Here is a 25,862-nt window from a genome sequence, read left to right as displayed (position 1 = left end):
GCCCTCGGCCCCCGAGCCGCAGCGCGCAGTACCCCCGGAGCTCCCCTGGCATCCGGGCGTGCACCAGCACAGTGAAGCTTTGAGCCCCGGACCTGAACTTCAGGTCCGGGGCTCAGTGCTGTGTGCCGCGCGGATCGGGGCTTCGCGGATCAGGGCTTCTCGGCGCGCACCGGGATGTCGAGGGTGACACGCGTTCCCTGCCCGGAAGCGGGCAGCATGTCGAAGGTTCCGCCCAACTCCCCCTCGACCAGGGTGCGTACGATCTGCAGGCCCAGGTTGCTGGCCTGCTGCGGGTCGAAGCCCTCGGGCAGCCCGCGCCCGTCGTCCTGGACCGAGATCAGCAGCCGGGAGTCGCTGCGGGTGCCGCCGCGCACCGCGGTGACCTCGACGGTTCCCGACTCGCCCGGACCGAAGCCGTGTTCCAGGGCGTTCTGCAGCAGTTCGGTCAGCACCATCGACAGCGGAGTCGCGACCTCGGCGTCGAGCACCCCGAAACGGCCGGTGCGCCGGGTGCGGACGCGCCCCGGGGAGATCTCCGCGACCATGGCCAGGACCCGGTCCGCGATCTCGTCGAACTCCACGCGCTCGTCAAGGTTCTGCGACAGCGTCTCGTGCACGATCGCAATCGAACCGACACGGCGGACGGCCTCCTCCAGCGCCTCGCGGCCCTCCGCCGAGGAGATCCGGCGGGCCTGCAGCCGCAACAGCGCCGCCACGGTCTGGAGGTTGTTCTTCACCCGGTGGTGGATCTCCCGGATGGTGGCGTCCTTGGTGATCAACTCGCGCTCGCGCCGACGCAGTTCGGTGATGTCGCGCAGCAGTACGAGTGAACCGATGTGCGTGCCCTTGGGCTTGAGGGGGATGGCCCGCAGGTGGATCACCCCGTCGTTGGCCTCGACCTCGAACTCGCGCGGCGCCCAGCCGCTGGCGAGCTTGGCCAGGCCCTCGTCGACCGGGGTGCGCGAGGGTGCCAACTGAGCGGTGGTCTCGCCCAGATGATGCCCGACGAGATCGGCGGCCAGGCCGAGGTGATGATAGGCGGACAGCGCGTTGGGGCTGGCGTACTGGACGATGCCCTCGGCATCGAGCCTGATCAGCCCGTCGCCGGCGCGCGGCGAGGCGTCCATGTCGACCTGCTGCCCCGGGAAGGGGAAGGTGCCGTTCGCGATCATCTGGGCGAGGTCGGAGGCGCTCTGGAGGTAGGTGAGCTCCAGCCGGCTGGGGGTGCGCACGGTCAGCAGGTTGGTGTTCCGGGCGATCACGCCGAGGACCCGCCCCTCGCGGCGGACCGGGATGGACTCCACCCGGACCGGCACCTCCTCGCGCCACTCCGGGTCGCCCTCGCGCACGATGCGGCCCTCGTCGAGGGCGGCGTCCAGCATCGGCCGGCGGCCGCGCGGCACCAGGTGGCCGACCATGTCGTTCTGGTAGGAGGTCGGTCCGGTGTTGGGCCGCATCTGGGCGACGGACACGTAGCGGGTGCCGTCCAGGGTGGGAATCCACAGGACGAGATCCGCGAAGGACAGGTCGGAGAGCAGCTGCCACTCCGAGACCAGCAGGTGGAGCCACTCGAGGTCCGAGTCGTCGAGCGCGGTGTGCTGGCGTACGAGATCGTTCATGGAGGGCACGGCTCGAGCCTACCCGGGCGTCCACCGTGCGCAGGCCGCCGGAAGTTCGCGGAGAAGTCGTCCGCCGGTCATGGACACCGTCGAATGGTCTAGTCCACAATGAAAAGGTAAAGAGCCCGCCCCTCCCGCACAGGGGGCGGAGCGACAGGCTGCGGCGCCGGCCGGGTCGAGGGTCCCGGCCGGGCGCCGCGGCCACCAGGCGGCTCATGTCCGTTCTGCTACATTGAGAATTGGTCTATACCACCCTCTTCAGATCGGCAGGCCCAGCGTGGAAGTTGTCATCGTTCCGGACGCCCAGGCAGGCGGCGAGATCATCGCCGAGGCCATGGCCGCCCTGCTGCGCCGCAAGCCCGACGCCCTGCTCGGCGTGGCCACCGGCTCGACGCCGCTGCCGATCTACGAGGCGCTGGCGGCCAAGGTCCGTGCCGGTGCCGTGGACGCCTCGCGCGCCCGCATCTGCCAGCTCGACGAGTACGTCGGGCTGCCGGCCGACCACCCCGAGTCCTACCGCTCCACCGTGCTGCGCCAGGTCGTCGAGCCGCTCGGCCTGACCGAGGCCTCGTTCATGGGCCCCGACGGCACCGCCGAGGACGTCCAGGCCGCCTGCGAGGCATACGACCGCGCGCTGTCCGGGGCGGGCGGCGTGGACCTGCAGCTGCTCGGCATCGGCACCGACGGCCACATCGGCTTCAACGAGCCGTGCTCCTCGCTCGCTTCGCGCACCCGCATCAAGACGCTGACGGAGCAGACGCGCGTCGACAACGCGCGCTTCTTCGACGGCGACATCGACCAAGTGCCGCACCACGTCATCACCCAGGGCATCGGCACCATCCTGGAGGCCCGCCACCTGGTCCTGCTCGCCACGGGCGAGGGCAAGGCGGACGCCGTCGCCCAGACCGTCGAGGGCCCGGTCGCGGCCGTGGTCCCGGCGTCGGCGCTGCAGCTGCATCCGCACGCGACGGTTGTCGTGGACGAGGCCGCCGCGTCCAAGCTGAAGCTGGCGGACTACTTCCGCCACACGTACACCAACAAGCCGACCTGGCAGGGGCTTTAATTACCGCGCCCCGTCAGGGGCGCGGGGAACTGCGCGACAAGCCCCCGCCGGCCCGCAGTCGACGCACTACCCCAGGGGTCCGGGGCGCAGCCCCGAGAACCTCGACTGCGGGCGCGTCGTGGCTGATCGCGCAGTTCCCCGCGCCCCTGACGGGGCGCCTGGTACGGGCACATCGAGGCTCGTCGCGCCCACGCGGCGGAGCCGCTGGGGGTACCTCCCAGCGGTAGCTGGGGGAGTCACAGCCCCGCGCCCCTTACGGGCGCACCAACGCCTCCGCCGCAGCGGTCCCGCACACGCGTGCCGCGCCATGGGTGGCCACGTGCAGCGAACCCGCCGGAGGTGCCTGGTTGAGGCCCATTTCGACGACTGCCGTGTCCGGGCGGGCCGTCAGCAGGGCGCGCAGCGCAGCCGCCATCCACGGGTGGCGGTGCGCGTCCCGGACGACGGCCACCACGCGGCGGTCCCCGGCAGCCGCCAGAACCGCGGCCGCGGCCGCCCCGGGGCCGTACGTGTCCGTCGTCGTACCCGGCAGCAGCCGGGCCAGTTCGGCGCCCACGCCCCACGGCGTCTCGTCGCCCACCGCGATGTTCGCCACCGGCGCGAACGCCGCGACGTACGCGGCCCCGTCCAGCGGCTTCCAGCCCGGCGCAGCCGTGACCCGCAGGGCCCGGCGGGCGGCTTCAAGTCCCACCTCCGGCGCCGGGGTGACGGCCGCTCCGAGCGGAGTCACCAGCGCCCGTACCCGTGCCGCCGCGTCGGCGAGCCGCTCCTCCGCCAGTTCCCCGCCCCGCACCGCGTCGACGAGCGCGTCGCGCAGCCGCAGCACGGTGTCCTCGTCGGCCAGCCCGCCCCCGACGCAGATCGCGTCGGCGCCGGCGGCGATGGCCATGACGCTGCCGCGCTCGATGCCGTAGGCGGCGGCGACGGCCTGCATCTCCATGCCGTCCGTGACGATCAGACCGTCGAAGCCGAGGCCGCCGTCCGCGACGGACCCCCGCAGCAGGCCGTGCAGTGCGGCCGGACTGAGCGTGGCCGGCAGGCGCGGGTCGAGCGCGGGCAGCAGGATGTGCGCGCTCATGACCGCCTTGGTGCCGGCGGCCACGGCGGCCCGGAACGGGACGAGTTCGCGGGTGTGGAGCGTGCCGAGGTCCGCGTCGATGCGCGGCATGTCGTGGTGGGAGTCGACGGCGGTGTCGCCGTGTCCGGGGAAGTGCTTGGTGCACGCGGCGACCCCGGCGGACTGCAGGCCCTCGACGTAGGCCGCGGTGTGCCGGGCGACCAGCTGCGGGTCGGCGCCGAAGGACCGTACGCCGATGACCGGGTTGTCGGGGTCGGAGTTGACGTCCGCGGAGGGCGCCCAGTTGAGGTTGACGCCGCAGGCGGCGAGCCGGCGGCCGAGTTCGCGGGCGACGGCCCGGGTGAGCCCGGTGTCGTCGACGGCGCCGAGGGCGAGGTTGCCGGGGAAGGAGGAGCCGGTGCGGACTTCGAGGCGGGTGACGTCGCCGCCCTCCTCGTCGATGGCGACGAGGACGTCCTCGTACTCGGCCCGCAATTGTGCGGTGAGCGCCGCGAGTTGTTCCGGCGAGGTGATGTTGCGCCCGAACAGTCCGACGGAGGCGAGGCCTTCGCCGAGCCGGCGCAGCAGCCAGGCGGGGGCGGTGGTGCCCGTGAAGCCGGGCTGGAGGACGGTGAGGGCGTCGCGCGTGAGCGTGTCCATGGATGCAGTGCTAACCCTTCACTGCGCCGGAGGTGAGGCCTCCGACCGCCTTGCGCTGGAGGATGACGAACAGGACGAGGATGGGGACGGCGAAGAGCGAGGAGGCGGCCATGGTGGCACCCCAGTCGTCGCCGAACGTGCTGCGGAAGCCGGTGAGCCAGACCGGCAGCGTCTGGGAGCCGGGGTCCTTGTTGAGGATCAGGACCATGGGGAACTCGTTCCAGACGGTGATGAAACCGAAGAGCGAGGTGGCCATCAGGCCGGGGGCCAGCAGCGGGAAGATCACCCGCACGAACGCCTGCGTACGCGTGCAGCCGTCCACCATGGCGGACTCCTCCAGCTCCTTGGGCACGGCGGCAACATAGCCGCGCAGCGTCAGGACGGTGAAGGGCAGCACCATGACCGTGTAGATGGCGGTGAGCGGCACCAGGCTGTTCAGCATCTCCGCGTCGCGCACGATCATGTAGTAGGCGATGACCATGACCTCCCAGGGGGCCATCTGGGCCATCATCATCACCAGGATGAAGCTCTTGCGCCCCTTGAAGCGCATGCGCGCGACGGCGAAGGACGCCAGCAGCGCGATGACGAGCGAGAGCCCGACGGCGATCAGGGTGACGGTGAAGGAGTTGCCGACGAACGTCCAGAAGCCGTCGGCGTGCACGGCCTTGGTGAAGTGGTCGAGCGTGGGGGCCTTCGGGAACCAGACGGGGGTGTCGCTGACGATGTCCTTGTTGGCCTTGAAGGCCGTGGCGAACATCCAGTAGACGGGGAACGCGAAGACGACGAAGAGGACGGCCGCCGTCGCCCCGGGCCATACGCGGCCGAGCAGGGATCGCCTCACAGTTCGTCCTCCTCTTGCTTGAGCACGATGCGCAGGTAGTACGCGGTCAGGGCGAGCAGGATCACGATGGTGAGGATGGAGATCGCGGCGCCCATGCCGAAGTGCTGGTTGCCCATGCCCTCGACGAAGGCGTAGACCGGCAGGGTCTCGGTGAGCCGGTCGGGGCCGCCCTCGTTGATCGCGAAGACCTGGGTGAACGCCTTGAAGACCCAGATGACTTCGAGGAAGGTCGTCGCGAGGAAGAAGGGCCTGAGGAAGGGGAAGGTCACCGAGGTGAACGTCGTCCAGGTGCCCGCGCCGTCCAGCGAGGCGGCCTCGTAGAGCTCCTTGGGGATCGTGGTCGTCGCCGCGTAGAGGTTGATCGCCACGAAGGGGATGGACTGCCAGACGATCAGGACGGTGATCACGAAGAAGGTGGAGAGCTGTCCGCTGGTCCAGTTGTACCCGTGCATGGAGTGCCAGCCGAGCCGGTCCAGCACGTAGTTGACGACGCCGAAGCGCTGGTCGAAGAGCCACTGGAAGACGGTGGTGGCGGCGACGACCGGCATGGCCCAGGCGAGGACGAGGCCGAGCGAGAGCAGCAGCCGCATCTTCTTGCCGAGCCGGGCGAGCAGCAGTCCGATGAGGCAGCCGAGCAGCATGATGAGGGCGACGTTGGCCGCGGTGAAGGCGACGGACCGGCCGGTGACGTGCCAGAACTCGGAACTGCCCAGCGTCTTGGTGTAGTTCTCGCCGCCGTTCCACTCGGTGACGTGCCGGATCAGCTGGCGCGGGTTGAGGTTCTGGAACGACAGGATGCCGTTCTTCACCAGGGTCCAGCCGAGCAGCAGGACGATGACGGCGGCCGCGGGGAGAATCAGCAGGTAGGGAACGGCCGTTGCGGCTCTCCGGGCCGACGTGCCGGGTGGCGGGGCGCCGCCTTTCCTCGCCTCTTCCGTCTGAGCTGACATCGTCGTCCGCCTTCTCCCCTGTAGAACTGTGGTGCGTCGTACCGGGGTTGTGCAGCGGATACTGCACAACCCCGTCGGATCACTGCTTCTGGCTGAGGCGCTTGTTCATGTCGCCCTCGACCTGCTTGGCGGCCTCGTCCGCGGACTTTCCTTCGAGGACGGCCGTCATATAGGCCTTGACCGGGTTCGGCGCGTTCTCCACCGCGGCCCATTCGGGGATCAGCGGGGTGGTGCCGCCGCCCTTGGCGGCGGGCGCCGCGGCCTCGGCGGCCGGGTTGCCCTTGACGCTGGAGAGCAGGGAGTCCTTGTTGGGGATCGAGCCGACTTCCTTGGACAGCGCGGCCTCGTTCTTGTCGGACAGCGCGATCTTCAGGAATTCCTTGGCGAGTTCCTTCTTCTTGCTGCCCTCGGCGACGGCGAGGTTGGAGCCGCCGAGGAAGACGCCCTCGGGCTTGTCGGCCGTCTCACCGGGAATGGTGAAGTAGCCGATCTCCTTCTCGATCTCCGGGTTCGCCTTGATGGCGGTGGCCGCCTCCCAGCCCATGCCGATGAAGGCGCCTGTCCTGCCCTTGGCGAAGACGTCGGCCTGCTGCGGGTTGGCCTCGTCCTTGTCCTTGGGGGCCTTGCTGAAGGCCTGGTACTGCTTGTAGATGTCCATGGCCTTGGCGACCTTGGGGTCGCCGAGGTTGGAGACGTACTTGTTGCCGTCCTTCTTCACCAGGTCCGCGCCGGTGCCGATGGTCAGGCCGTCGAAGAAGTACCAGTTCTGGCCGGGCAGATAGAGCGGCTCGGCGTCGCCCTTCTTCTGAATGGCGTCGAGGTCCTTGAAGAATTCGGCGCGGGTCTTCGGCGTGTCCGTGATGCCGGCGTCGGCCCAGATCTTCTTGTTGTAGATGACGACGCGGCTGGCGGCGTACCAGGGCGCGGCGTACTGCTTGCCCTCGAAGACGGACGGTTTGTTGAGGGAGTCCGTCCAGTCGGCGCCGATCTCCTTCTTCAGGTCGCCGAGGTCCGCGATGCCGCCCGTCTGGGCGTAGAAGGAGGTCTGGGTGTTGCCCACTTCGACGACGTCCGGCGGGGCGGACTCGGACAGAGCAGTGGTGAGCTTCTGCTGGATGCCGTTCCACTTCTGGACCTGTATGTCCAGCTTGGCGCCCGTCTTCTGTTCGAATTCGGCCTGTACGGACTTGGTCCAGCCCGGCGGATTCGAGCCATCCATGAACCACACGGTCAGACTCTTGGCCCGGGAACCGTTTCCACCCGAATCCTTGTCACTGTCGCTGGACCCACAGGCAGCAACACTCACCAACATTGCCGCGACTCCCGTCGCCGCTATGAGCCCTCGCCTCACGGCACTCTCCTCAGGGACCGAATGTGGTCTTTAATGGTTTAGACCAGTGCCCGCAGCTTGGCCTAGACCTTTTGGGGTGTCAAGGGTGTATAAGAGTCGCTGTCGGCTCCGTTACCGGACCGACACCTGAGGCCGGCCCGGCCGTCTCCGGGCCCCTCGGGCTCTGCCCGTGCCACCATGTGACCGCGATAAACGGAGGAGCCGGTGACGGCAGCAGGAACGGACTCGGGAAGGCACGCCATGGCAACCGAGGGTGGTACGGCGGACAGCGGCAGCGCCGCGAGCAGCGCGCGGACGGCCCGTGTTCCCAAGTACTACCGCCTCAAACGTCACTTGCTGGAGATGACCGAAACCCTGCCCCCGGGCACCCCCGTGCCCCCGGAGCGCACCCTCGCCGCCGAGTTCGACACCTCCCGCACCACCGTGCGGCAGGCCCTGCAGGAACTGGTCGTCGAAGGACGACTGGAGCGTATCCAGGGCAAGGGGACATTCGTCGCGAAGCCCAAGGTCTCGCAGGCGCTGCAACTGACCTCCTACACGGAGGACATGCGGGCCCAGGGCCTGGAGCCGACCTCGCAGCTCCTCGACATCGGCTACGTCACCGCGGACGACCGGCTGGCGGGGCTGCTGGACATCGCGCCGGGCGGCCGCGTCCTGCGCATCGAACGTCTGCGGCTGGCGAGCGGTGAGCCGATGGCCATCGAGACGACCCACCTCTCGGCGAAGCGGTTCCCGGCGCTGCGCCGGAGCCTGGTGAAGTACACGTCGCTCTACACCGCCCTGGCGGAGGTCTACGACGTGCATTTGGCGGAGGCGGAGGAGACCATCGAGACGTCCCTGGCGACCCCCCGCGAGGCGGGCCTGCTGGGCACGGACGTGGGCCTGCCGATGCTGATGCTCTCCCGGCACTCCCTCGACGCGGAGGGCCGTCCGGTGGAGTGGGTGCGGTCGGTGTACCGGGGGGACCGCTACAAGTTCGTGGCGCGGCTGCAGCGGCCGACGGAGTAGGGGGGCCGCACCCAGGACCGCGCGACCGCACCGGGACGGCTCGGCACCCCCGTGGCCGAGCCGCCCTGATGGGGCATCACACCTGCCGGACGCGCCGGTTCAGGGGTGCATGGTGGCGCCCTTGAGCACCTTGTCCACGCCGTTGCGCGGCCCGTGGAGGGCGATGCCGACGAGATCGAGCTGATCCTTGCCCACGGCGCGCACCGCGGCGCGGTTGTCGCGGTCGTTGTTGGTCGTGAACAGGTCCGAGGTGAAGACGGACAGCGGGATCCCGCGGCCCAGGGCGCGGCCGTGCGCCGTCGTCAGGAGCTCCTTCGAGCCTTCGAAGACGAGCACGGGCTGCCGGAACATCGACAGGTACTCCGTGCCGTCGGCGTCCCCGTAGGGCTCGCCGATCACTTCGGGGAGCGCGGTGCCGATACCGCTGACCAGGAAGGCCGTGACGTTCAGGCGCTGCCAGGTGTGCAGGTCGTCGCGCAGCAGGACAGCGATCTTGGTGTCGAAGCGGACAGGGGCGTTCTCGGTTTCCATGCACCGGATTGTGACCCGGTACAACGACCCTGGTCTTGTACGATCTTTGCGTGGTTGCCCGCCCCGATCTCACGGCGTGGCGGCCGGCCGTGGCCGGGGTCGCCGAAGTCCTCCACGCGCACTTCACCGACCACGTCTACCCCATGCACGCGCACGACACGTGGACGCTCCTGATCGTCGACGACGGCATGGTCCGTTACGACCTGGACCGTCACGAGCACGGCGCGCTGAGCGACTTGGTCACCCTGCTCCCCCCGCACGTGCCGCACAACGGCTGCCCGGTGACCCCGCACGGGTTCCGCAAGCGGGTGCTGTACCTGGATGCGGACGTGCTGGGCGTGGAACACATCGGCCGGGCCGTGGACGGACCCGCCCTGGACGACCCGCTGTTACGGCGGCGCATCCACCAACTGCACACCGTGCTCGCCGAACCCGGCGAGGACCTGGAGGCGGAGTCCCGCCTCGCCCTCATCTGCGAACGCCTCCTGCGGCACCTGGGCCGCCGCGTCCCCCCGGCCCCGCCCCGCCCGGACCGGAGCGGCCTCGCCCACCGGCTGCGCGACCTCCTGGACGAGCGCGTCCCCGAGGGCCTGTCCCTCCAGGAGGCGGCCGGCCTGCTGCACGCCCATCCCGCCCATCTCGTCCGGGCGTTCAGCCGCGAGTTCGGCATCGCCCCCCACCAGTACCTGACCGCCTGCCGCGTGGACCGCGCCCGGCGCCTCCTGCTGGAGGGCCGGCCCGCGCCCGCGGTGGCCGCGAGCACGGGCTTCTGCGACCAGTCGCACCTGGCAAGGAACTTCAAGCGGATCGTGGGCGTCGGCCCGGGGTGGTACGCCCGCACGGTCCGCGGACCCCGATGAGCACGATCTGCGCAGCGCGGCGTTTATGCGGCCATTACCATCACCCCCGTACCAAGTGTCCCGTCTCGTCACACACAGAGGTTGCTCGCATGAAGCTGTCCCGAATAGCGACGGTCGCGGCCGCCGTCTCCCTCGCCCCTGCCGTCTTCCTCGCCACGCCGGCGCTCGCCGACGACGGCAACACCGTGGATTCGTCGACCCAGACGGTCACCGAGCCGAAGAAGGAGACGACCGACGCGACCACGCAGACCGAGCAGGAGGCCAAGGCCGTCCTGACGGCGCACTTCCCCCAGAAGTTCGTGACCGGGTCCAAGGACTGGACGGAGTTCTCGGTCGACATCGACAACTCCAAGGGCGATGCCGTAGAGCAGTTCTCGCTCCGCTTCACCCTTGAGGCCGGGGTCGACTCCAAGGAGCACCCCAAGGCCGGCAAGAGCGAACTCGAGTACCAGGACGCCGACGGCAAGTGGCACCCGGCGCTCGAGCCCTCCTCCCTCTACGGCACCGTCTCCGGCACCGTGAAGGACGGCAAGCTCGGCAAGGGTGCGAAGCGCACCGTCAAGCTGCACATCCGGCTGGGCGCCGACTTCCCGCAGCCCGTCTCCGCACACGTGGAAGTGGAAGCCTCCGGCGCGGCGAAGTTGACGCTCCCCCACGTCCCCGTGGGTGCCCAGACCCAGTCCGCGTCCCCCTCGCCCGAGCCGAACACCCACGGCGGGGACAAGAACAACAAGTCCACCGAGTCCCCTTCCCCGGCCCAGCCGACCCCCTCCGTCAGCACCGCGCCCAGCGCAAGCGCCAGCCCGAGCGTCAGCGCGAGCGCCACCGCGAGCCCCACCCCCGCCCCCGCGACCGGCAGCGACAACACCGCCTCCGGCAGCTCCGGCAGCGCTGACACCACCCAGCTGGCCGCCACCGGTGCCGGCAACGAGACGCCGTGGCTGATCGGCGGCAGCGCCGCCGCCCTCGTGGCGGGCACCGGCATGGTGGTCGCCGCGCGCCGCCGCTCCGCCTCGCGCGGCTGACGTCGCCCGGGTGTGAACCCCGCCCGCGTCGGGCGGGGTTCACACCTTCGCCAACACGCCTCCCTGCGCCTGCAGTTCGCTGCCCATGTCCGCCAGCAGCTCCTCCCGGGAGCGCACGGACGCCCGCAGCTCGGCCGCCTCCAGCGAGCTCGCGACCGTCTTGTACGAGATCCCGAACCACTCCAGGTAGGACAGCACCCGCCGCGCGTCGGCGTCGGGGAGGAACCGGAAGGCGGGGGTCCCGTCGGGGGCGCCGGTGATGTTAGGGGGAATGTTCCCCCGCTCACGACTTGGAGCACCCTCCGGGCAGGCAGACGGCCACGAACAGGCGTCGTAAGATACGGACCGGACGGTTTTTTCACACCGTCGCAACGTGGGCCAACGTGGGCCACAGTCACACCAGGAGGCCCACATGGCACGGCAGGAACGTGCGCTCCGTACCCGGCAGACGGTGCTCGAAGCGGCGGCGGAGGTCTTCGCCGACCGCGGCTACGAGGCCGCGACCATCACCGAGATCCTCGACCGGGCCTGCGTCACCAAGGGCGCGCTCTACTTCCACTTCCCGTCCAAGGAGGACCTGGCCCGTGGCGTCCTCGAGCACGCGGTGACCGAACCGCCGCCGGAGCAGCAGATCAAGCTCCAGTCCTTCGTGGACACGGGCCTGATCCTCGCCCACCGCCTGCCCCGCGAACCGCTCCTGCGCGGCGCGGCCCGCATCGCCGCGGACCAGAGTGCACAGCGGTTCTTCGGCCTGCCCTGGCCCGTATGGGTCGAGCACACCGCGGCCATGCTGGCCGCGGCCAAGGAACAGGGCGAAGTCCTGCCGCACGTCGACCTGGTCCTGACCGCCCAGACGATGGTGGGCGCGTTCACCGGCACGCAGCTCTTCTCGGAGGCGGCGGACGGCATGGCGGACCTGGAGCGGCGGACGGCCCTGCTGTACGAGCTCATCCTGCCGGGCATCGCGGCACCGGACATCCTGGGCCGGCTGGACACCTCGCCGGAGCGGGGGGCGCGCCTGCTGAAAGAGAACGGACGCGGGGCGGACGGGGCAGACGAAACCGGCTGAGCACCGAACCGGCCGCATCAGCACGCACGCACACACACATCGATCACGGGGGAATGCATCACTCATGGGTGCACTGCAGGGCAAGACCGCGCTCGTCACCGGATCCAGCCGCGGCATCGGCCGCGGCACGGCCGAGGAACTCGCCCGCCAGGGCGCGCTCGTGGCCGTCCACTACGGCAGCAACGAGGCGGCTGCGAGAGAGACCGTCGCCGCGATCGAGGCGGAGGGCGGCCGGGCCTTCCCGGTCGGCGCGAAGCTCGGCGAACCCGACGCGGTGACGGAGCTGTACGCCGCATTCGACGCGGGCCTGAAGGAGCTCGGCGCCGAACCCGGCCTCGACATCCTCGTCAACAACGCGGCAGACGGCACGATGCGGGAGATCACCGACGTCACGCCGGAGCACTTCGACGACCTCTTCGCCGTCAACGCCAAGGCCCCGCTGTTCGTCGTCCAGCAGGGCCTGGACCGCATGCGCGACAACGGCCGCATCATCAACCTCACCTCGGCGGTGACGCGCCACGCCTTCCCCGACGCCATCGTCTACGGGATGACCAAGGGCGCCGTCGACGTCATGACCCTGGCCCTGGCTCAGCAGCTCGGCAGCCGCGGCATCACGGTCAACTGCGTGGCGCCCGGCTTCGTCGAGACGGACATGAACGCGGCGATGCGCCAGTCCCCCGAGGCACGGGAGCAGTTGGCGGCCTTCTCCGTGTTCCACCGGATGGGCGTGCCGCAGGACATCGCCGACGTGATCACGTTCCTCGCCTCGGACGCGGGCCGCTGGATCACCGGGCAGCGGATCGACGCCACGGGCGGCTCGAAGCTGTGACGGTCATGACTCAGGGGGCATGACCGTCAACGGCACGTCCAGGGCGACGCCTTCGGGCGTGGTGAGGCGCAGGACGTAGGTGCCGGGGTTCCGGCCGGCGCGGAGGACGGGCAGCGTGACGACGCCGTCGGAGCCGGGGGCGGGGAGGGCGAGGGTGCGGACGGGGATGCCGTCCGCATCCGTGAAGTACGGTGCGTCGTCGCTCCCGACGACGGTAGCGGTGATCCGCGTCCCGAGGGCGGGCTGCCCGTGGCGGGTGGCGTTGATGCGTACGGGACCGGGGAATTCGGTACCGGCGACGGCGCTCAGGGGCTTCTCGCCGGCCACCCGGAGAAGGTCGGCGGTGGCGGTGGCCGGGAGCCGGAGCGTCACCTGGAACCCGGCGTCCCGTCCTGCGGCCCGGGCCCGGACGGTGAACGTACCGGGCCGGTCCCCGGTGTGGACGGGCGGGGCGACGGCGACACCCTGACCGTCGGTGGCGACGGTGATGCTCCTGACGCCGCCGGGGAACCGGGCGCCGGTGTCGTCGCCGACGATCTCGAAGGTGACGTCCTGCCGGGGAACGGCCTGCCCGCTGCGGTTGCCGGCCCAGACACGGAACCGGTCCCGGAGCACCTGCCCGGTCTCGGCACCGGTCCGGTCGGGGCCGAGGACGTCGAGCCGGGTGAGGGTGAGGTCGGGGGTGGGATCGGGCGTGGGCGTGGGCTTCGGGTCGGGCTTGGTCTGAGGGGTGGGGGTGGCCGGCCGCGAAGCGACGCTCCCGGAGCCGGACTTGACCGCCGCGGCCGATGTCCTGCTGGGAACCCCCGGATCGGGTCGATGCGGGGTGGCCGGAGTGTCATTGGGAATGGCGGTGGCGTTGCCGCCCTGGTACGTCCGCATCCACTCCAACACGGCGTTCACGTATTCCCGCGAGTTGTTGTAGCTGAGGACGGCCCGGTCGAGGTCGGCCGGGTTGTTGAGGTCGCGATCCCCGGCGCAGAGGTATCGGGCGGTGCCGAGGGCGGCATCGTAGATGTTGTTGGGGTCCTTGACCCCGTCCCCGTTCCCGTCGGCACCCCAGGCGGCCCAGGTGGAGGGAATGAACTGGGTGGGCCCGACGGCCCGGTCGTACTCGGTGTCCCCGTCCCAGCGCCCGCCGTCGGTGTCCCGGATGAGCGCGAACTGCTTCCCGTCGAGCCGGGGCCCACGGATGGGCGTCTCGGTGAACCCGTCCTCGCGCAGCCCGTACCCGGAGGCGTGCACGGACTCGACCCGCCCGATGCCGGCGACCAGTTCCCAGGGAATGTGACACCCGGGCTGACTGCCTGCGAGCGCTTCCGCGGCCTTCTTGTACGCGTCCAGGGCGGTCGCGGGAATCCCGGCGTCCCCGGCGGCGGAGGGCCCCGGCTGCACACCGGGCTTGCGGAGGTCGGGAAGGGCGAGGTTGGGCACGCCGCGCGGGTGGGCGGCCTGTGGTCCGTCCTCGCCGGTGGGGGCGGGGTTGGCACTGGCGGTGAGCGGCCCGGCGGCCGCGGCTGTCGACAGCGAAGCGGCGAGGGCGACCCCACAAAGGCCGCGGCGGGTGCGGGGGGTGACGAACTTCATGGGGTCCTCGACAAAAGGGACCCGCACCCCGTGAGAGGCGCGGGGGAACTGCGCGATCAGCCACGGACGGCATGGGGCCGACGCACGACAGGAATCGGGAGGCATTGCCGAGACCCGGCTGTAATTGTAAGTGACGCTTTGCCAGCCCTTTAACAGGGTCGTCAGGGGCGCTTCCGGTCCAGTAAAGTCGGCAGGAAAACAGTCGGAGAATTCCTCCGGCGAGGCCGACATCACAGGGACTGAGGAGATCACACTGCACCCCCCGCACATCTCGACAGGCACCTGGTGGATCATCGCCTCCATCGTGACGGCGCTGCTCTTCGCCGTCTGCGTGCCCGTGATGCCCACGCGGGATTACAAGGTCAAAGTCGCCTGTATTCCCCTTCTCGGAGTGGTGTTCATGTGGGGAGCCGCCACACTGAGAGGGCATGACCTCGAAGCAGTTCTGTCCATGTATTCCACGGGGACACTCGCACTTTCTCTCGGTGTCTTCGGGCGCGGCAAAGAGCTGAAGCGAGCAGTCGAAGACGAGAGACTGTTCGGCAAGCAAAGCTCTCAGCCCAAGTTGACCGCCCAGCTCCTCACCGCGTTCTGCGGGGTAATGCTGGTGTGGGCGTGGCTCAGATGGGGTTGAGCCCTACCAGACGTGCTCGCCGGTGTCTCAACTTTCCGCACATCTGACTGGACTTGACTCGTGCCCCGCTACGGTGGCCGCAACAAGCGACCCCCCGCGCTGGCTGCAACCGGCGCAGGGGGTCTACACCCACAAGGAGATAAGGCCTCCCGAAGATGCACCGGCATGCTATCCCCCCTGCACGCTTCTTCTCCCAGGTTCCGAACGAGATCATCCGCCATCCCCGCCTCTCCTCCGACGCCGTCCGGCTGTTGCTCTGGCAGCTGTCGCTCCCGCCATCGGCCAACGAGCCGCTCTACGAGTCCGCGCAACGCGCCGGGATCAAGAAGGCCGCGTTCAACCGCACGAAGGGCGAGTTGCTCGCCGAGGGGTACCTGCACGAGTGGCGCTGCCAGGACAGAGCCGGGCGATGGTCTCGGCCGCAGCTCATCTCCAACGTGCCGTTGACGGCGGGCGAGGCGCTCGCCGTACGGGACGGCCACGTTCCGGATCCGTCACCCCGACCGAGTGCCCCACAACCGGCCGTCGGTGAGCCGACTCCTCGGGCCGTCGGTCGTTCCCCTGAAAACACCGAGGGGAACACCTCCCACCCTCCCCACCACCCGCTCGCCGAGCGCGGCGCCCAAGCCCTCGCCGCCGTCGCCCGCGACGAACAGCGGCTCCGTCTCAGTGGGCGCGAGCTGCGCCAACTCGCCCCGCTCGCAGGCGAATGGCTGCTCCGCGGCGCCACCCTCGCCGACCTCCGCGACGCGCTGGCCTCCGGGCTCCCCGAGCGCGTCCACTCTCCCGCCGGGATCGCGCGCGACCGGCTGGTGCGGAAGATGCCGGAGCCCGCGCCGGAGCCCAAGGCGGCCCCAAAGCCACTTCGTCACTGCAGCGGCCCCTGCGGGCGGGTGTTCCGGCCCGTCGTCGACGAGGACCAGTGCCGGGACTGCCGCCGCGCAACAGCCCCGTACGACACCTCCGCCTCCGTCGCCGCAACCCACCGCGGCATGGCTGCCGTCCGCGAGGCGCTCGGCCTCATCCCGTGCATCGGCCCGACGTGACGTTGCCATACCGAAATCCGGACAGGGGGTGACGTCACCGCGCCCCTCGCCTAGATTTCGTGCGCATCACGCGAGTGATCACTCGCACCGGGGACGGACGGAGTCACCGCATGTCGGCACCACCAGAACCACCCGAGAACAACAGGGGGCACAGCCGCCCCGTCGTCACCGTGCCGCTCGTCGTGGCCGGTGTGTGCCTGGCCATCCCCTTCGGGGCGATGCTCTGGGTCGACTCGTACTCCCGGCTGACTCCGACCCTCATCGGCATACCGTTCTTCTACTGGTACCAGATGCTGTGGGTGGTCCTCTCGACCGTGCTCACGGTCGTCGCCTACGTTCTCGTCCGGCGCCATGAAGCGGCGCGCCGCGGGGGTGAGCGGAAGTGACGCACACAGTCCTCGCCGGTACCACGCACGGCGTCAACGGCGTCGCCCTCACCGTGTTCATCGTCTTCTTCCTCGCCGTCACGGTCATGGGATTCCTGGCCGCGAAATGGCGGCAGGCCGAGAACGCGAACAACCTCGACGAATGGGGGCTCGGCGGGCGGTCGTTCGGCACCTGGATCACCTGGTTCCTGCTCGGCGGCGACCTCTATACCGCGTACACCTTCGTCGCCGTCCCGGCGGCGATCTACGCAGGCGGGGCGGCCGGATTCTTCGCCGTTCCGTACACGATCCTCTGCTATCCGCTCGTCTTCACCTTCCTCCCCCGCCTCTGGTCCGTCGCGCACAAGCACGGGTACGTGACGTCCTCGGACTTCGTCCGCGGCCGGTTCGGGTCCAAGGGGCTTTCGCTCGCCCTCGCGCTGACCGGAATCCTCGCGACCATGCCGTACATCGCGCTCCAACTGGTCGGCATCCAGGCCGTCCTGGACGTGATGGGCGTGGGCGGCGGGGCGAACGCGAGCTGGTTCGTGAAGGATCTGCCGCTGCTCATCGCCTTCGGCGTCCTGGCTGCGTACACGTACTCCTCCGGACTGCGGGCGCCCGCCCTCATCGCCTTCGTCAAGGACACGCTGATCTACATCGTCATCGCGGTGGCGATCATCTACATCCCCATCAAGCTCGGCGGCTTCGGCGAGATCTTCAGCAAGTCCGGCCATGCCTTTGCCGTCACGAACCCCGCCACCGGCCAGCCTCGGGGCTCGCTCGTCACGGGGCCGCAGGCGCAGTGGGCGTACGCGACGCTCGCGCTCGGTTCGGCGATGGCGCTGTTCCTCTATCCGCACTCGGTGACGGCCGTCCTCTCCAGCAAGAACCGCAATGTCATCCGGCGCAACACCACCATTCTGCCGCTGTATTCACTGATGCTGGGGCTGCTGGCCATGCTCGGATTCATGGCCGTCGCCGCCGGAATCAAGGTGAAGAACGGGCAGTTGGCGATCCCGCAGCTCTTCGCCGACATGTTCCCGGACTGGTTCACGGGGGTCGCCTTCGCGGCCATCGGGATCGGGGCACTGGTCCCCGCGGCCATCATGTCGATCGCAGCCGCGAATCTCTTCACGCGCAACATCTACAAGGACTTCATCCGGCCGGACTCCTCGCCCGCGCACGAGGCCAAGGTCTCCAAGCTCGCCTCGCTGCTGGTGAAGGTGGGGGCCCTGGTCTTCGTCCTGACCATGGACAAGACGGTCGCCATCAACTTCCAGTTGCTGGGCGGCATCTGGATTCTCCAGACCGTGCCCGCGCTCGTCGGCGGCCTCTTCACCCGGTGGCCGCACCGCTGGGCGCTGCTCGCGGGGTGGGCCGTCGGAATGGGGTACGGGACGTGGCGGGCGTACGAGACGCCGAGCGCCACGCAGGACCACTTCGGCAATACGAACCTGATTCCGTTCATCGGGGAGAAGGGGTACATCGGCCTGACGGCGTTCGCCCTGAACGTGCTCGTGGTCGTCGTCCTGACCTTCGTCCTCAAGGCGGTCGGGGCACCGGACGGTGTCGACCAGACGTCGGCGTCGGACTACACGGCCGATGCGGGTGACCCGGGCGTCAGCCCGGACCTGCCGCCGGCCACGGCGGGGGCGGCCCCGGGCGGGCATTGAGCCCACTCCGCCGGCGGCCTGGTCCGCGACTTGAACCTCACGTCGTGTGAGGCTGCATGGTGGCCCCATGACCACGACATGGAAAGTGGGCCCGCTCGCCGAGGCCAGCGGGCTCACCGTGCGCACATTGCACCACTGGGACGGCATCGGGCTGCTCAGCCCCTCCCAGCGCACCGCCGGCGGGCACCGGGAGTACACGGAGGACGATCTCGTCCGCCTGTATCAGGTGCTGGCCCTGCGCAGGCTGGGGCTGGGCCTGGAGAGCATCGCCGTCTGCCTCGACACCGGGGTCGACCCCGCACGGCTCGTGCGGGATCACCTGGCGACGGTCGAGGCATCGCTCGCCGCGCTCGGTTCGCTGCAACAGCGGCTCGCGCAGCTCGGCGACGCGCTCGACGCCGGGCAGGCGCCGAGCACCGGCATGCTGTGGGACGCGCTGCGGGCGATCGGCGGGACGGGACCCGAGGGCGAGCGCACGCTGCGCCGGCACCTGGACGACGAGCAGATTCAGGTGCTGGAGTCACGGGCCGCGGCCCTCGGGCCCGCGATGCACTACCTCCTGGAGATCGAGTGGCCCGAGCTGTACCGGAGGGCGGAGCGGCTCCGCGTCGACGGGGTACCGCCCACCGACCGGAAGGTCCGGCGGCTGGTTGCCCGCATGGACGAGTTGAGCACCCTGTTCAGCGGCGGCGACGCGGAGATCGGCACCGGTGTGCGGGCGGCCTGGTACGAGGACCCGGCGGCCATGTCGGGTGATCCGGCTGCCGCCGCCTCCGCGGACGAATGGCGCGCGCTCGCCGACTACTTGGCCCTCGCCCGACGCAGCACCGAGGAGGAGATCCGGTCATGAACCGTCCCACCCGCACCCGTATCGCCCTGCTGTCCACGGTCCCCACGCTGCTGACCGTTCCGTACCTCTGCCTCCTCGCTGCGCTGGGCATCACGCCATGGAGCCTCCTCCTTGCCGTGCCGGTCGCTCTCGCCGTGCACGCCGCCGTCACCTTCGTCCGTCTGCGGTCCGTGCGCTCTCAGCCGTGACCGGCCGGGTCTACGTCTGCTGCAACGCCCCGAGAACCCACGGCATGTGCATCTCGGGGGATGCGATGAGCACGGGCGTATCGCCGTCCCGGCACTCCGCTATCAGGAAGTTGGTGAGGTCCGGGCCGGGGTCCGACCGGTACGGCGGACGGACGCGCTCCACGACGAGGGTGCGCGGCACGGCCTTGCGGGCGAAGTGACCAGTGGGATCGGGGGTTGTGGCGAGCAGGCCGGGACCGGCCACAAGGATGTGGAAGCCGTCCACGCTGTAGGGGACATCGCCGATGATCAGGCCCTGGCAGATCTCCTCCTTGCCGGGAACGACCGGGCCGATCTCGACCGTGTCGGTCTCCTGCCGTCGGTCCTGGCGGACTTTCACAACGGCCACGGCGGCCGCCACGGCCAGGACGGGCGCGGCTCCGGCAGCGGCGTACCGCAGGGCCTCCCCCGTCCCGTCCCCCGCATAACCGGCGATGCCCCCCACGATCGCGATGCAGACGCTCGCCGTGGCCGGGATCGCGATCTGCCACGGTGCCCTCAGCCGCGAGGACCCCGAACGGCGGGCCAGCCAGTAGGCGCACCAGAGCGAGTTCAGTACGAGGGCCGCCAGGGCCATGCCTATCGCGGTCGGCATCCGGAAGTCGTCCGTCGGATCCTCGTGGGTGGACTGCCGCAGGCCGTGGAAGTCGATGAAGCGGATGTGCCCGCGCCAGTACCACAGGGTCACCGGGTCGCCCTTCCCGACTGCGGCGAAGACCGGGTACGCCTTCTCGTTCATCCTGACGTGGTGGGGCGTCCCGTCGCGTTCGGCGAGGTCCAGCCAGTACCGCGGTGTCTTGCGGTTGGCGTCCGTCTCGGTGCCCTTCACCGTGGCGCCGACGGGCCGTTCGCAGTCCGGTGCCGGGGCGGTGGCCGGGCAGGGCGAGGCCGCTTTGAAGTCGCGCTCCTCGGCGTGGAGGCCGGGGACGGTGACGAGGAGCAGGATGCCTGCGGCGACCGCGAGGACGAGGCCGGTCACCGCGACAGCGATGGCCGACCGGCGGTCCTTGGGTAACACGTCGGCCCTACGAGCCTTGATCAACATGGCGTCATTGTGCGCCTGCGGTTGCGGGGCCCGCGGGCGGGGTTCCGCCCGTCCCCGCCAGCCGGAGCTCCAGCCGGTCGAGGGCGGCACGTATGCCGTCGCCGTAGGCGTCGTCGCCGAGGGCGTCCGCGTGCTCCCGGGCCCGGGACAGGTGCTCCAGGGCCAGCGGCGCGTTCCCCGTCCTGCGGTAGCTCTCCGCCAGGTTGAGGTGCAGGGACGGGCGGAAACCGCGGACCGCGAGCGAGGCGTGGTGCTCCCGGACCCGGTCGTCGGTCAGCGACTCCGCGGCCTCCAGGGCGCGCAGGTCCCAGGCCAGTTCGTCCTCGGGGTCCGGCTGGACATCGGCCATGTAGTGGGCGAGGACACACCGGTGGAAGGCGTCCCCGTCCGGGCCGATCTCCTGCCAGATCTCGCCGAGGCGCACCCGGGCGCCTTCCGCGTCGCCCTCGCGGTGCAGCGTCACCGCGGCCTCGATGCGGGTCATCGTCGCGTCCTCGTGTGTCATGGCGGCCTCGCCCTCCTCCGTCACCGGCTTCGTCACCGACTGTGATGGAGCGTACGAGGAGGGTCTGACAACGGCCCGGATCCCGCGGTCACGCGAACGACGGCGCGATCCGCTCATGGATCAGCCGGAGTTGAGCCGGTACGTCCGCCGCGTCCGGAAGGTCGCACCCGGAAGGTCGCATCCGGAAGGTCGCATCCGGCGAACGCCCCGACCAGGATCGACAGCCGGCGGCGAAGGCGAACCGGCCGCAGCAGGAGCGGAAGTCGCCCCGATGCATGATGCCGCCGTGGCCGCCGTGACACCTCCCGCGCCCCGCGAACGGCCCCCTCACCGCCTCCGCGCGCCCCGGGCTGACCGTCCCCGCCCCGGGCGGCTCCCAGGCCCCTGAAGCCCCCTCGACGCACCACCCCGGCGCCGCCCAGGCGTTGCCCCGACACCGCCTCAACAGCCCTCAACCCCCCCGCCCGTTAGCACATTCCGCAACCGCCCGACGACGCCCCGACACAACATGTGGGGGCGCTCCCGACCCCCGGCACTAGATGTATGCTCGTCCTCGCTGTCGTCGCAGGGGAATCCGGTGGAAATCCGGAACTGTCCCGCAACGGTGAATGTATGCGCATATGCGCTCCACAAGTCCGAGGACCTGCCGCCAGCGCGCCCACGTCCGAGCCGCCCCAGGGCCCGGCATGGGTGATGAACACGTCCGGGCCCCGCGGGTTGGGCCGATGGGCGCTGTCCGGCATGCCCCGAAGAAGTGTGCCGGTACGCGTTCCGTCGAGCGCCTCCCGAGCGGCCCCAGCCGACCAGCCGAGCGAGGGAGAGCCACACGTGACCATCGCGCCCGCCGATCCGGTCTCAGCAGCCACTGCGGAGGAGACCGGTGGCCCCGGGACCGCGCTGCTGCGCACCCTGACCGATCTCACTGCCGATCTGCCCGCCACCGACCCCGGCAAGGTCGCCGCCGCCGCGCTGCGCGGCCGGCACCCCGGGTCGGACGAGGCCGAGCTGCGGTCCCTGGCCACCGAGGCCGCCGCCGGGCTGATCGCCGAGGAACCGCAGTACTCGCGGCTCGCGGCGCGGCTGCTCACGCTCGCCATCCGGGAGGAGGCGGCCGGGCAGGGCGCGGTCTCCCTCTCCGCCTCCGTCGCCGTCGGGCACCGTGAGGGCCTGATCGCCGACGACACCGCCGCGTTCGTCGCCGAGCACGCCGAGCGGCTCGACGCGCTCGTGGACGGCGCCCTCGCCGACGGTGCCGACGACCGGTTCGGGTACTTCGGCCTGCGGACGCTCCACAGCCGCTACCTGCTCCGGCACCCGATCACCCGCAACGTGATCGAGACGCCGCAGCACTTCCTGCTGCGCGTCGCCTGCGGTCTGGCCGAGGACCACTCCGTCCGGGCCCTGGAGGACGTCGCCGAGCTCTACCGGCTCACCAGCACGCTCTCGTACCTGCCGTCCTCCCCCACGCTCTTCAACTCCGGCACGCGCCACCCGCAGATGTCGTCCTGCTACCTGCTGGACTCGCCGCTGGACGAGCTGGACTCGATCTACGACCGCTACCACCAGGTCGCGCGGCTGTCGAAGCACGCGGGCGGCATCGGGCTCTCCTACTCCCGCATCCGCTCCCGCGGTTCGCTGATCCGCGGCACCAACGGGCACTCCAACGGCATCGTGCCGTTCCTGCGCACCCTCGACGCCTCCGTCGCCGCGGTCAACCAGGGCGGCCGGCGCAAGGGCGCGGCCTGCGTCTACCTGGAGACCTGGCACGCGGACATCGAGGAGTTCCTGGAGCTTCGCGACAACACGGGCGAAGAGGCCCGCCGCACCCACAACCTCAACATCGCGCACTGGATTCCGGACGAGTTCATGCGCCGCGTCGAGGCGGACGCCGACTGGTCGCTGTTCTCCCCGGCGGACACCCCCAACCTGGTCGACCTGTGGGGCGACGAGTTCGACGCCGCGTACCGCGCGTACGAGGCCCAGGGCAAGGCCGTCAAGCAGATCCCGGCCCGCGTCCTCTACGCCCGCATGATGCGCACCCTCGCGCAGACCGGCAACGGCTGGATGACGTTCAAGGACGCCTCCAACCGCACCGCCAACCAGACCGCCGAGCCGGGCGCGGTCGTCCACTCCTCCAACCTCTGCACCGAGATCCTCGAGGTCACCGACGACGGCGAGACGGCCGTCTGCAACCTCGGTTCGGTCAACCTCGCCGCGCACCTGGGTGCCGAGGGCGAGATGGACTGGGAGAAGCTGGACCGCACGGTCCGCACGGCCGTCACCTTCCTCGACCGCGTCGTGGACATCAACTTCTACCCGACCGAGCAGGCGGGCTCCTCCAACTCCCGCTGGCGGCCGGTCGGTCTGGGCCTGATGGGCCTGCAGGACGTGTTCTTCCGGCTGCGGCTGTCCTTCGACTCGCCCGAGGCGAAGGCGCTCTCCACCCGGATCTCCGAGCGCATCATGCTCGCGGCGTACGAGGCCTCGGCCGACCTCGCCGAGCGGCACGGCCCGCACCCGGCCTGGGAGGCCACCCGCACCGCCCGCGGCGTGCTGCACCCCGACCACTACGCGGACGCCACGGCCACCTGGCCGGAGCGCTGGGACGCCCTGCGCGCCCGGATCACGAAGACCGGCATGCGCAACTCGCTGCTGCTCGCCATCGCCCCGACCGCCACGATCGCCTCGATCGCCGGCGTCTACGAGTGCATCGAGCCGCAGGTCTCCAACCTCTTCAAGCGCGAGACCCTCAGCGGTGAGTTCCTCCAGGTCAACACCTACCTGGTGGAGGACCTGAAGCAGCTCGGCGTGTGGGACGCCACCACGCGCGACGCGATGACCGACGCCAACGGCTCGATCCAGGACCTGAAGTGGATCCCGCAGGAGGTGCGCGACCTGTACCGCACCGCCTGGGAGATCCCGCAGCGCTCCCTGATCGACATGGCCGCGGCCCGCACGCCGTACCTGGACCAGAGCCAGTCGCTGAACCTCTTCATGGCCTCGCCCACCATCGGCAAGCTCAGCTCGATGTACGCGTACGCCTGGAAGCAGGGCATCAAGACGACGTACTACCTGCGTTCGCGCCCGGCGACCCGCATCGCCCGTGCGGCGTCCGGCAATTCGGCCGCCCCCGCCACCATTCCGGTGCAGCAGGCCGCGCCCGACGCGGACGCCATCGCCTGCTCCCTCGAAAACCCCGAGTCCTGCGAGGCCTGCCAGTAATGTCTTCCGAGAAGAACCTGCTCGACCCGGGCTTCGAGCTGACCCTGCGTCCCATGCGGTACCCGGACTTCTACGACCGCTACCGCGACGCGATCAAGAACACCTGGACCGTCGAGGAGGTCGACCTCCACTCCGACGTCGCCGACCTCGCCAAGCTCTCGCCGGGCGAGCAGCACATGATCGGCCGCCTGGTCGCGTTCTTCGCGACCGGTGACTCGATCGTCGCGAACAACCTCGTGCTGACGCTGTACAAGCACATCAACTCCCCCGAGGCGCGGCTGTACCTGTCGCGGCAGCTCTTCGAGGAGGCCGTGCACGTCCAGTTCTACTTGACGCTGCTCGACACCTACCTGCCCGACCCGGAGGACCGCACCGCCGCGTTCGCCGCGGTGGAGAACATTCCGTCCATCCGCGAGAAGGCGCAGTTCTGCTTCAAGTGGATGGACTCGGTCGAGAAGATCGAGAAGCTGGAGACGAAGGCCGACCGCCGCCGCTTCCTGCTCAACCTGATCTGCTTCGCCGCGTGCATCGAGGGCCTGTTCTTCTACGGCGCGTTCGCGTACGTCTACTGGTTCCGCAGCCGCGGCCTGCTGCACGGCCTGGCGACCGGCACCAACTGGGTGTTCCGCGACGAGACGATGCACATGAACTTCGCGTTCGAGGTCGTCGACACCGTGCGCCAGGAGGAGCCCGACCTCTTCGACGACGAACTCCAGCAGCAGGTCACCGACATGCTCAAGGAGGCCGTCGAGGCCGAGCTGCAGTTCGGCCGGGACCTGTGCGGCGAGGGCCTGCCGGGCATGAACACCGAGTCGATGCGCGAGTACCTCCAGTGCGTCGCCGACCAGCGCCTGCAGCGCCTCGGCTTCCCGGCGGTCTACGGCTCGCAGAACCCGTTCTCCTTCATGGAGCTGCAGAACGTCCAGGAGCTGACCAACTTCTTCGAGCGCCGCGCGTCCGCGTACCAGGTGGCGGTCGAGGGCACGGTCTCCTTCGACGACGAGTTCTAGAAGCCCCGCTTCCCCGCGCCCCGTCAGGGGCGCGGGGAACTGCGCGAGCAACCACCGTCGGCCCGCAGCCGACAACGAAGGGCCCGTACGGAACGCATCCGTACGGGCCCTTCGTCACGACGACTAGTCGTTCGCAACGACCGGGTACCGCGGCGTACCCTCCTCCATCTGCCGCAGCGCATCGCGCCGCTCCCGCTTCGACAGGCGGTCGATGTACAGGCGCCCGTACAGGTGGTCCGTCTCGTGCTGGAGGCAGCGGGCGAAGTAGCCGGTGCCCTCGACGCGGATCGGGTTGCCCTTCGTGTCCTGGCCGCTGACGACCGCGTAGTCGGGGCGGGCCAGGGCGGCGTAGGCCGTCGGGACGGACAGGCAGCCCTCGTTGGAGTCGTCCAGGACGCGGCGCTCGGCCGGCAGGTCCTCCAGGACGGGGTTGCAGACCGCGCCGACGTGCCGGAGGCCCTCGTCGTCCATGCAGTCGTAGACGAAGACCTTGAGGTCGACGCCGATCTGGTTGGCGGCGAGGCCGACACCCTCGGCCGTGCGCTGGCTGGCGAACATGTCGTCGACGAGCTGCGCGAGCTTGTCGTCGAACTCGGTCACGTCCTGGCACTCGCGGTGCAGGACGGGGTTGCCGACGACGGTGATCGGGCGGGAGGTGCCGCGCTCGCGGTGGGCGAGCTCGCGCTCCTCACAGTCCTCGGTGTCCACGATGAACTCGCTGTTCACCGACTGCTCAGTGTCTTGCTGCGCCATGTCCGCCGTAAGCCTCTCTCACAACCCGAAAGCAATATCGTGCCCGGAATCCGCAGGGCTCATACAGGGTACGGGGAGC

At 70.1% G+C, this 25,862-nt stretch carries 25 protein-coding genes and 1 riboswitch; of the genes, 14 read left to right on the top strand and 11 right to left on the bottom strand.

Translation table 11 applies throughout. The features are described 5' to 3' along the window. Positions 1 to 149 precede the first annotated feature (149 nt). Positions 150 to 1,619: a sensor histidine kinase gene (locus ACWD4B_RS04200; protein WP_451419330.1), complete on the bottom strand. Its 1,470-nt coding sequence runs from the start codon at positions 1,617 to 1,619 to the stop codon at positions 150 to 152. 277 nt (positions 1,620 to 1,896) lie between these two features. On the opposite strand from ACWD4B_RS04200, the gene nagB reads away from it, so the two are divergent. Further along, positions 1,897 to 2,682: a glucosamine-6-phosphate deaminase gene (gene nagB / locus ACWD4B_RS04195; protein WP_336414087.1), complete on the top strand. Its 786-nt coding sequence runs from the start codon at positions 1,897 to 1,899 to the stop codon at positions 2,680 to 2,682. A gap of 253 nt (positions 2,683 to 2,935) precedes the next feature. On the opposite strand, the gene ACWD4B_RS04190 is transcribed toward nagB, so the two are convergent. From ACWD4B_RS04190 to ACWD4B_RS04175, 4 genes are all read right to left on the bottom strand, one after another. Beyond that, positions 2,936 to 4,399, bottom strand: a complete 1,464-nt coding sequence (locus tag ACWD4B_RS04190; RefSeq protein WP_451419303.1) for a glycoside hydrolase family 3 protein — start codon at positions 4,397 to 4,399, stop codon at positions 2,936 to 2,938. A 10-nt stretch (positions 4,400 to 4,409) separates the two neighbouring features. Next, positions 4,410 to 5,240, bottom strand: a complete 831-nt coding sequence (locus tag ACWD4B_RS04185; RefSeq protein ID WP_451419302.1) for a carbohydrate ABC transporter permease — start codon at positions 5,238 to 5,240, stop codon at positions 4,410 to 4,412. Beyond that, positions 5,237 to 6,190: a carbohydrate ABC transporter permease gene (locus ACWD4B_RS04180; RefSeq protein WP_451419301.1), complete on the bottom strand. Its 954-nt coding sequence runs from the start codon at positions 6,188 to 6,190 to the stop codon at positions 5,237 to 5,239. The genes ACWD4B_RS04185 and ACWD4B_RS04180 overlap by 4 nt, the downstream gene beginning before the upstream one ends. A 79-nt stretch (positions 6,191 to 6,269) precedes the next feature. Then, positions 6,270 to 7,541 carry an extracellular solute-binding protein gene (locus tag ACWD4B_RS04175; protein ID WP_451419300.1) on the bottom strand — a complete coding sequence of 424 codons (1,272 nt, stop codon included), beginning with the start codon at positions 7,539 to 7,541 and terminating at the stop codon, positions 6,270 to 6,272. 240 nt (positions 7,542 to 7,781) lie between these two features. Here ACWD4B_RS04175 and ACWD4B_RS04170 point away from each other — a divergent pair, with 240 nt between their 5' ends. Then, complete coding sequence (locus ACWD4B_RS04170; protein WP_451419299.1) at positions 7,782 to 8,549, top strand: GntR family transcriptional regulator; 768 nt, start codon at positions 7,782 to 7,784, stop codon at positions 8,547 to 8,549. A 99-nt stretch (positions 8,550 to 8,648) separates the two neighbouring features. On the opposite strand, the gene ACWD4B_RS04165 is transcribed toward ACWD4B_RS04170, so the two are convergent. Then, positions 8,649 to 9,080 carry a DUF2000 domain-containing protein gene (locus ACWD4B_RS04165; protein ID WP_227726825.1) on the bottom strand — a complete coding sequence of 144 codons (432 nt, stop codon included), beginning with the start codon at positions 9,078 to 9,080 and terminating at the stop codon, positions 8,649 to 8,651. Positions 9,081 to 9,130: 50 nt separating this feature from the next. On the opposite strand from ACWD4B_RS04165, the gene ACWD4B_RS04160 reads away from it, so the two are divergent. Continuing rightward, the gene (locus ACWD4B_RS04160; protein ID WP_451419298.1) at positions 9,131 to 9,940 is read left to right on the top strand and encodes an AraC family transcriptional regulator; all 810 of its coding nucleotides are present in this window, start codon (positions 9,131 to 9,133) and stop codon (positions 9,938 to 9,940) included. An 89-nt stretch (positions 9,941 to 10,029) separates the two neighbouring features. Next, positions 10,030 to 10,965 carry an LAETG motif-containing sortase-dependent surface protein gene (locus ACWD4B_RS04155; protein WP_451419297.1) on the top strand — a complete coding sequence of 312 codons (936 nt, stop codon included), beginning with the start codon at positions 10,030 to 10,032 and terminating at the stop codon, positions 10,963 to 10,965. A gap of 39 nt (positions 10,966 to 11,004) precedes the next feature. Here ACWD4B_RS04155 and ACWD4B_RS04150 read toward each other — a convergent pair whose 3' ends face one another. Next, positions 11,005 to 11,163, bottom strand: a complete 159-nt coding sequence (locus ACWD4B_RS04150) for a hypothetical protein (RefSeq protein WP_451419296.1) — start codon at positions 11,161 to 11,163, stop codon at positions 11,005 to 11,007. Between the two features lie 214 nt (positions 11,164 to 11,377). On the opposite strand from ACWD4B_RS04150, the gene ACWD4B_RS04145 reads away from it, so the two are divergent. After that, positions 11,378 to 12,034 carry a ScbR family autoregulator-binding transcription factor gene (locus ACWD4B_RS04145; RefSeq protein WP_451419295.1) on the top strand — a complete coding sequence of 219 codons (657 nt, stop codon included), beginning with the start codon at positions 11,378 to 11,380 and terminating at the stop codon, positions 12,032 to 12,034. A gap of 64 nt (positions 12,035 to 12,098) precedes the next feature. Further along, on the top strand, positions 12,099 to 12,863 hold the full coding sequence (locus ACWD4B_RS04140; protein WP_451419294.1) for an SDR family oxidoreductase: 765 nt from the start codon (positions 12,099 to 12,101) through the stop codon (positions 12,861 to 12,863). 3 nt (positions 12,864 to 12,866) lie between these two features. On the opposite strand, the gene ACWD4B_RS04135 is transcribed toward ACWD4B_RS04140, so the two are convergent. Next, a complete protein-coding gene (locus ACWD4B_RS04135) occupies positions 12,867 to 14,450 on the bottom strand; it encodes a lytic murein transglycosylase (protein WP_451419293.1) in 1,584 nt (527 codons plus the stop codon). Between the two features lie 130 nt (positions 14,451 to 14,580). On the opposite strand from ACWD4B_RS04135, the gene ACWD4B_RS04130 reads away from it, so the two are divergent. The 6 genes from ACWD4B_RS04130 (at position 14,581) to ACWD4B_RS04105 (ending at position 19,209) form a co-directional block, all read left to right on the top strand. After that, the gene (locus tag ACWD4B_RS04130; protein WP_451419292.1) at positions 14,581 to 15,084 is read left to right on the top strand and encodes a hypothetical protein; all 504 of its coding nucleotides are present in this window, start codon (positions 14,581 to 14,583) and stop codon (positions 15,082 to 15,084) included. A gap of 155 nt (positions 15,085 to 15,239) precedes the next feature. Further along, a complete protein-coding gene (locus ACWD4B_RS04125; protein ID WP_451419291.1) occupies positions 15,240 to 16,130 on the top strand; it encodes a hypothetical protein in 891 nt (296 codons plus the stop codon). A 110-nt stretch (positions 16,131 to 16,240) separates the two neighbouring features. Continuing rightward, the gene (locus tag ACWD4B_RS04120; protein WP_451419290.1) at positions 16,241 to 16,516 is read left to right on the top strand and encodes a DUF3311 domain-containing protein; all 276 of its coding nucleotides are present in this window, start codon (positions 16,241 to 16,243) and stop codon (positions 16,514 to 16,516) included. After that, complete coding sequence (gene mctP / locus ACWD4B_RS04115; protein ID WP_451419289.1) at positions 16,513 to 18,171, top strand: monocarboxylate uptake permease MctP; 1,659 nt, start codon at positions 16,513 to 16,515, stop codon at positions 18,169 to 18,171. The genes ACWD4B_RS04120 and mctP overlap by 4 nt, the downstream gene beginning before the upstream one ends. A 67-nt stretch (positions 18,172 to 18,238) precedes the next feature. After that, positions 18,239 to 19,021 (top strand): MerR family transcriptional regulator, encoded by a 783-nt coding sequence (locus ACWD4B_RS04110; RefSeq protein WP_451419288.1) that lies wholly within the window; start codon positions 18,239 to 18,241, stop codon positions 19,019 to 19,021. Further along, positions 19,018 to 19,209, top strand: a complete 192-nt coding sequence (locus tag ACWD4B_RS04105) for a hypothetical protein (RefSeq protein ID WP_451419287.1) — start codon at positions 19,018 to 19,020, stop codon at positions 19,207 to 19,209. Before ACWD4B_RS04110 ends, ACWD4B_RS04105 begins: the two co-directional genes overlap by 4 nt. Before the next feature lie 10 nt (positions 19,210 to 19,219). On the opposite strand, the gene ACWD4B_RS04100 is transcribed toward ACWD4B_RS04105, so the two are convergent. Both ACWD4B_RS04100 and ACWD4B_RS04095 read right to left on the bottom strand, forming a co-directional pair. Further along, complete coding sequence (locus tag ACWD4B_RS04100; RefSeq protein ID WP_451419286.1) at positions 19,220 to 20,293, bottom strand: hypothetical protein; 1,074 nt, start codon at positions 20,291 to 20,293, stop codon at positions 19,220 to 19,222. 4 nt (positions 20,294 to 20,297) lie between these two features. Then, positions 20,298 to 20,798 (bottom strand): hypothetical protein, encoded by a 501-nt coding sequence (locus tag ACWD4B_RS04095; RefSeq protein ID WP_451419329.1) that lies wholly within the window; start codon positions 20,796 to 20,798, stop codon positions 20,298 to 20,300. A gap of 539 nt (positions 20,799 to 21,337) precedes the next feature. Further along, positions 21,338 to 21,463: riboswitch (cobalamin riboswitch) on the top strand. A gap of 163 nt (positions 21,464 to 21,626) precedes the next feature. Between ACWD4B_RS04095 and ACWD4B_RS04090 the strand changes: the two genes are divergently transcribed. Together ACWD4B_RS04090 and ACWD4B_RS04085 are read left to right on the top strand one after the other, a co-directional pair. After that, on the top strand, positions 21,627 to 24,020 hold the full coding sequence (locus ACWD4B_RS04090; RefSeq protein ID WP_451419285.1) for a ribonucleoside-diphosphate reductase subunit alpha: 2,394 nt from the start codon (positions 21,627 to 21,629) through the stop codon (positions 24,018 to 24,020). Next, entirely contained in the window at positions 24,020 to 25,030 is a 1,011-nt protein-coding gene (locus ACWD4B_RS04085) for a ribonucleotide-diphosphate reductase subunit beta (RefSeq protein ID WP_451419284.1), read from the top strand. The genes ACWD4B_RS04090 and ACWD4B_RS04085 overlap by 1 nt, the downstream gene beginning before the upstream one ends. A gap of 123 nt (positions 25,031 to 25,153) precedes the next feature. Here ACWD4B_RS04085 and def read toward each other — a convergent pair whose 3' ends face one another. Next, on the bottom strand, positions 25,154 to 25,783 hold the full coding sequence (def, locus tag ACWD4B_RS04080; protein WP_451419283.1) for a peptide deformylase: 630 nt from the start codon (positions 25,781 to 25,783) through the stop codon (positions 25,154 to 25,156). Between the last annotated feature and the right edge of the window lie 79 nt (positions 25,784 to 25,862).

It is taken from the genome of Streptomyces sp. NPDC002536, assembly GCF_053594995.1.
Note: the sequence above shows the minus strand (reverse complement) of the source record. Positions and strands in the feature narration are given on the sequence as shown.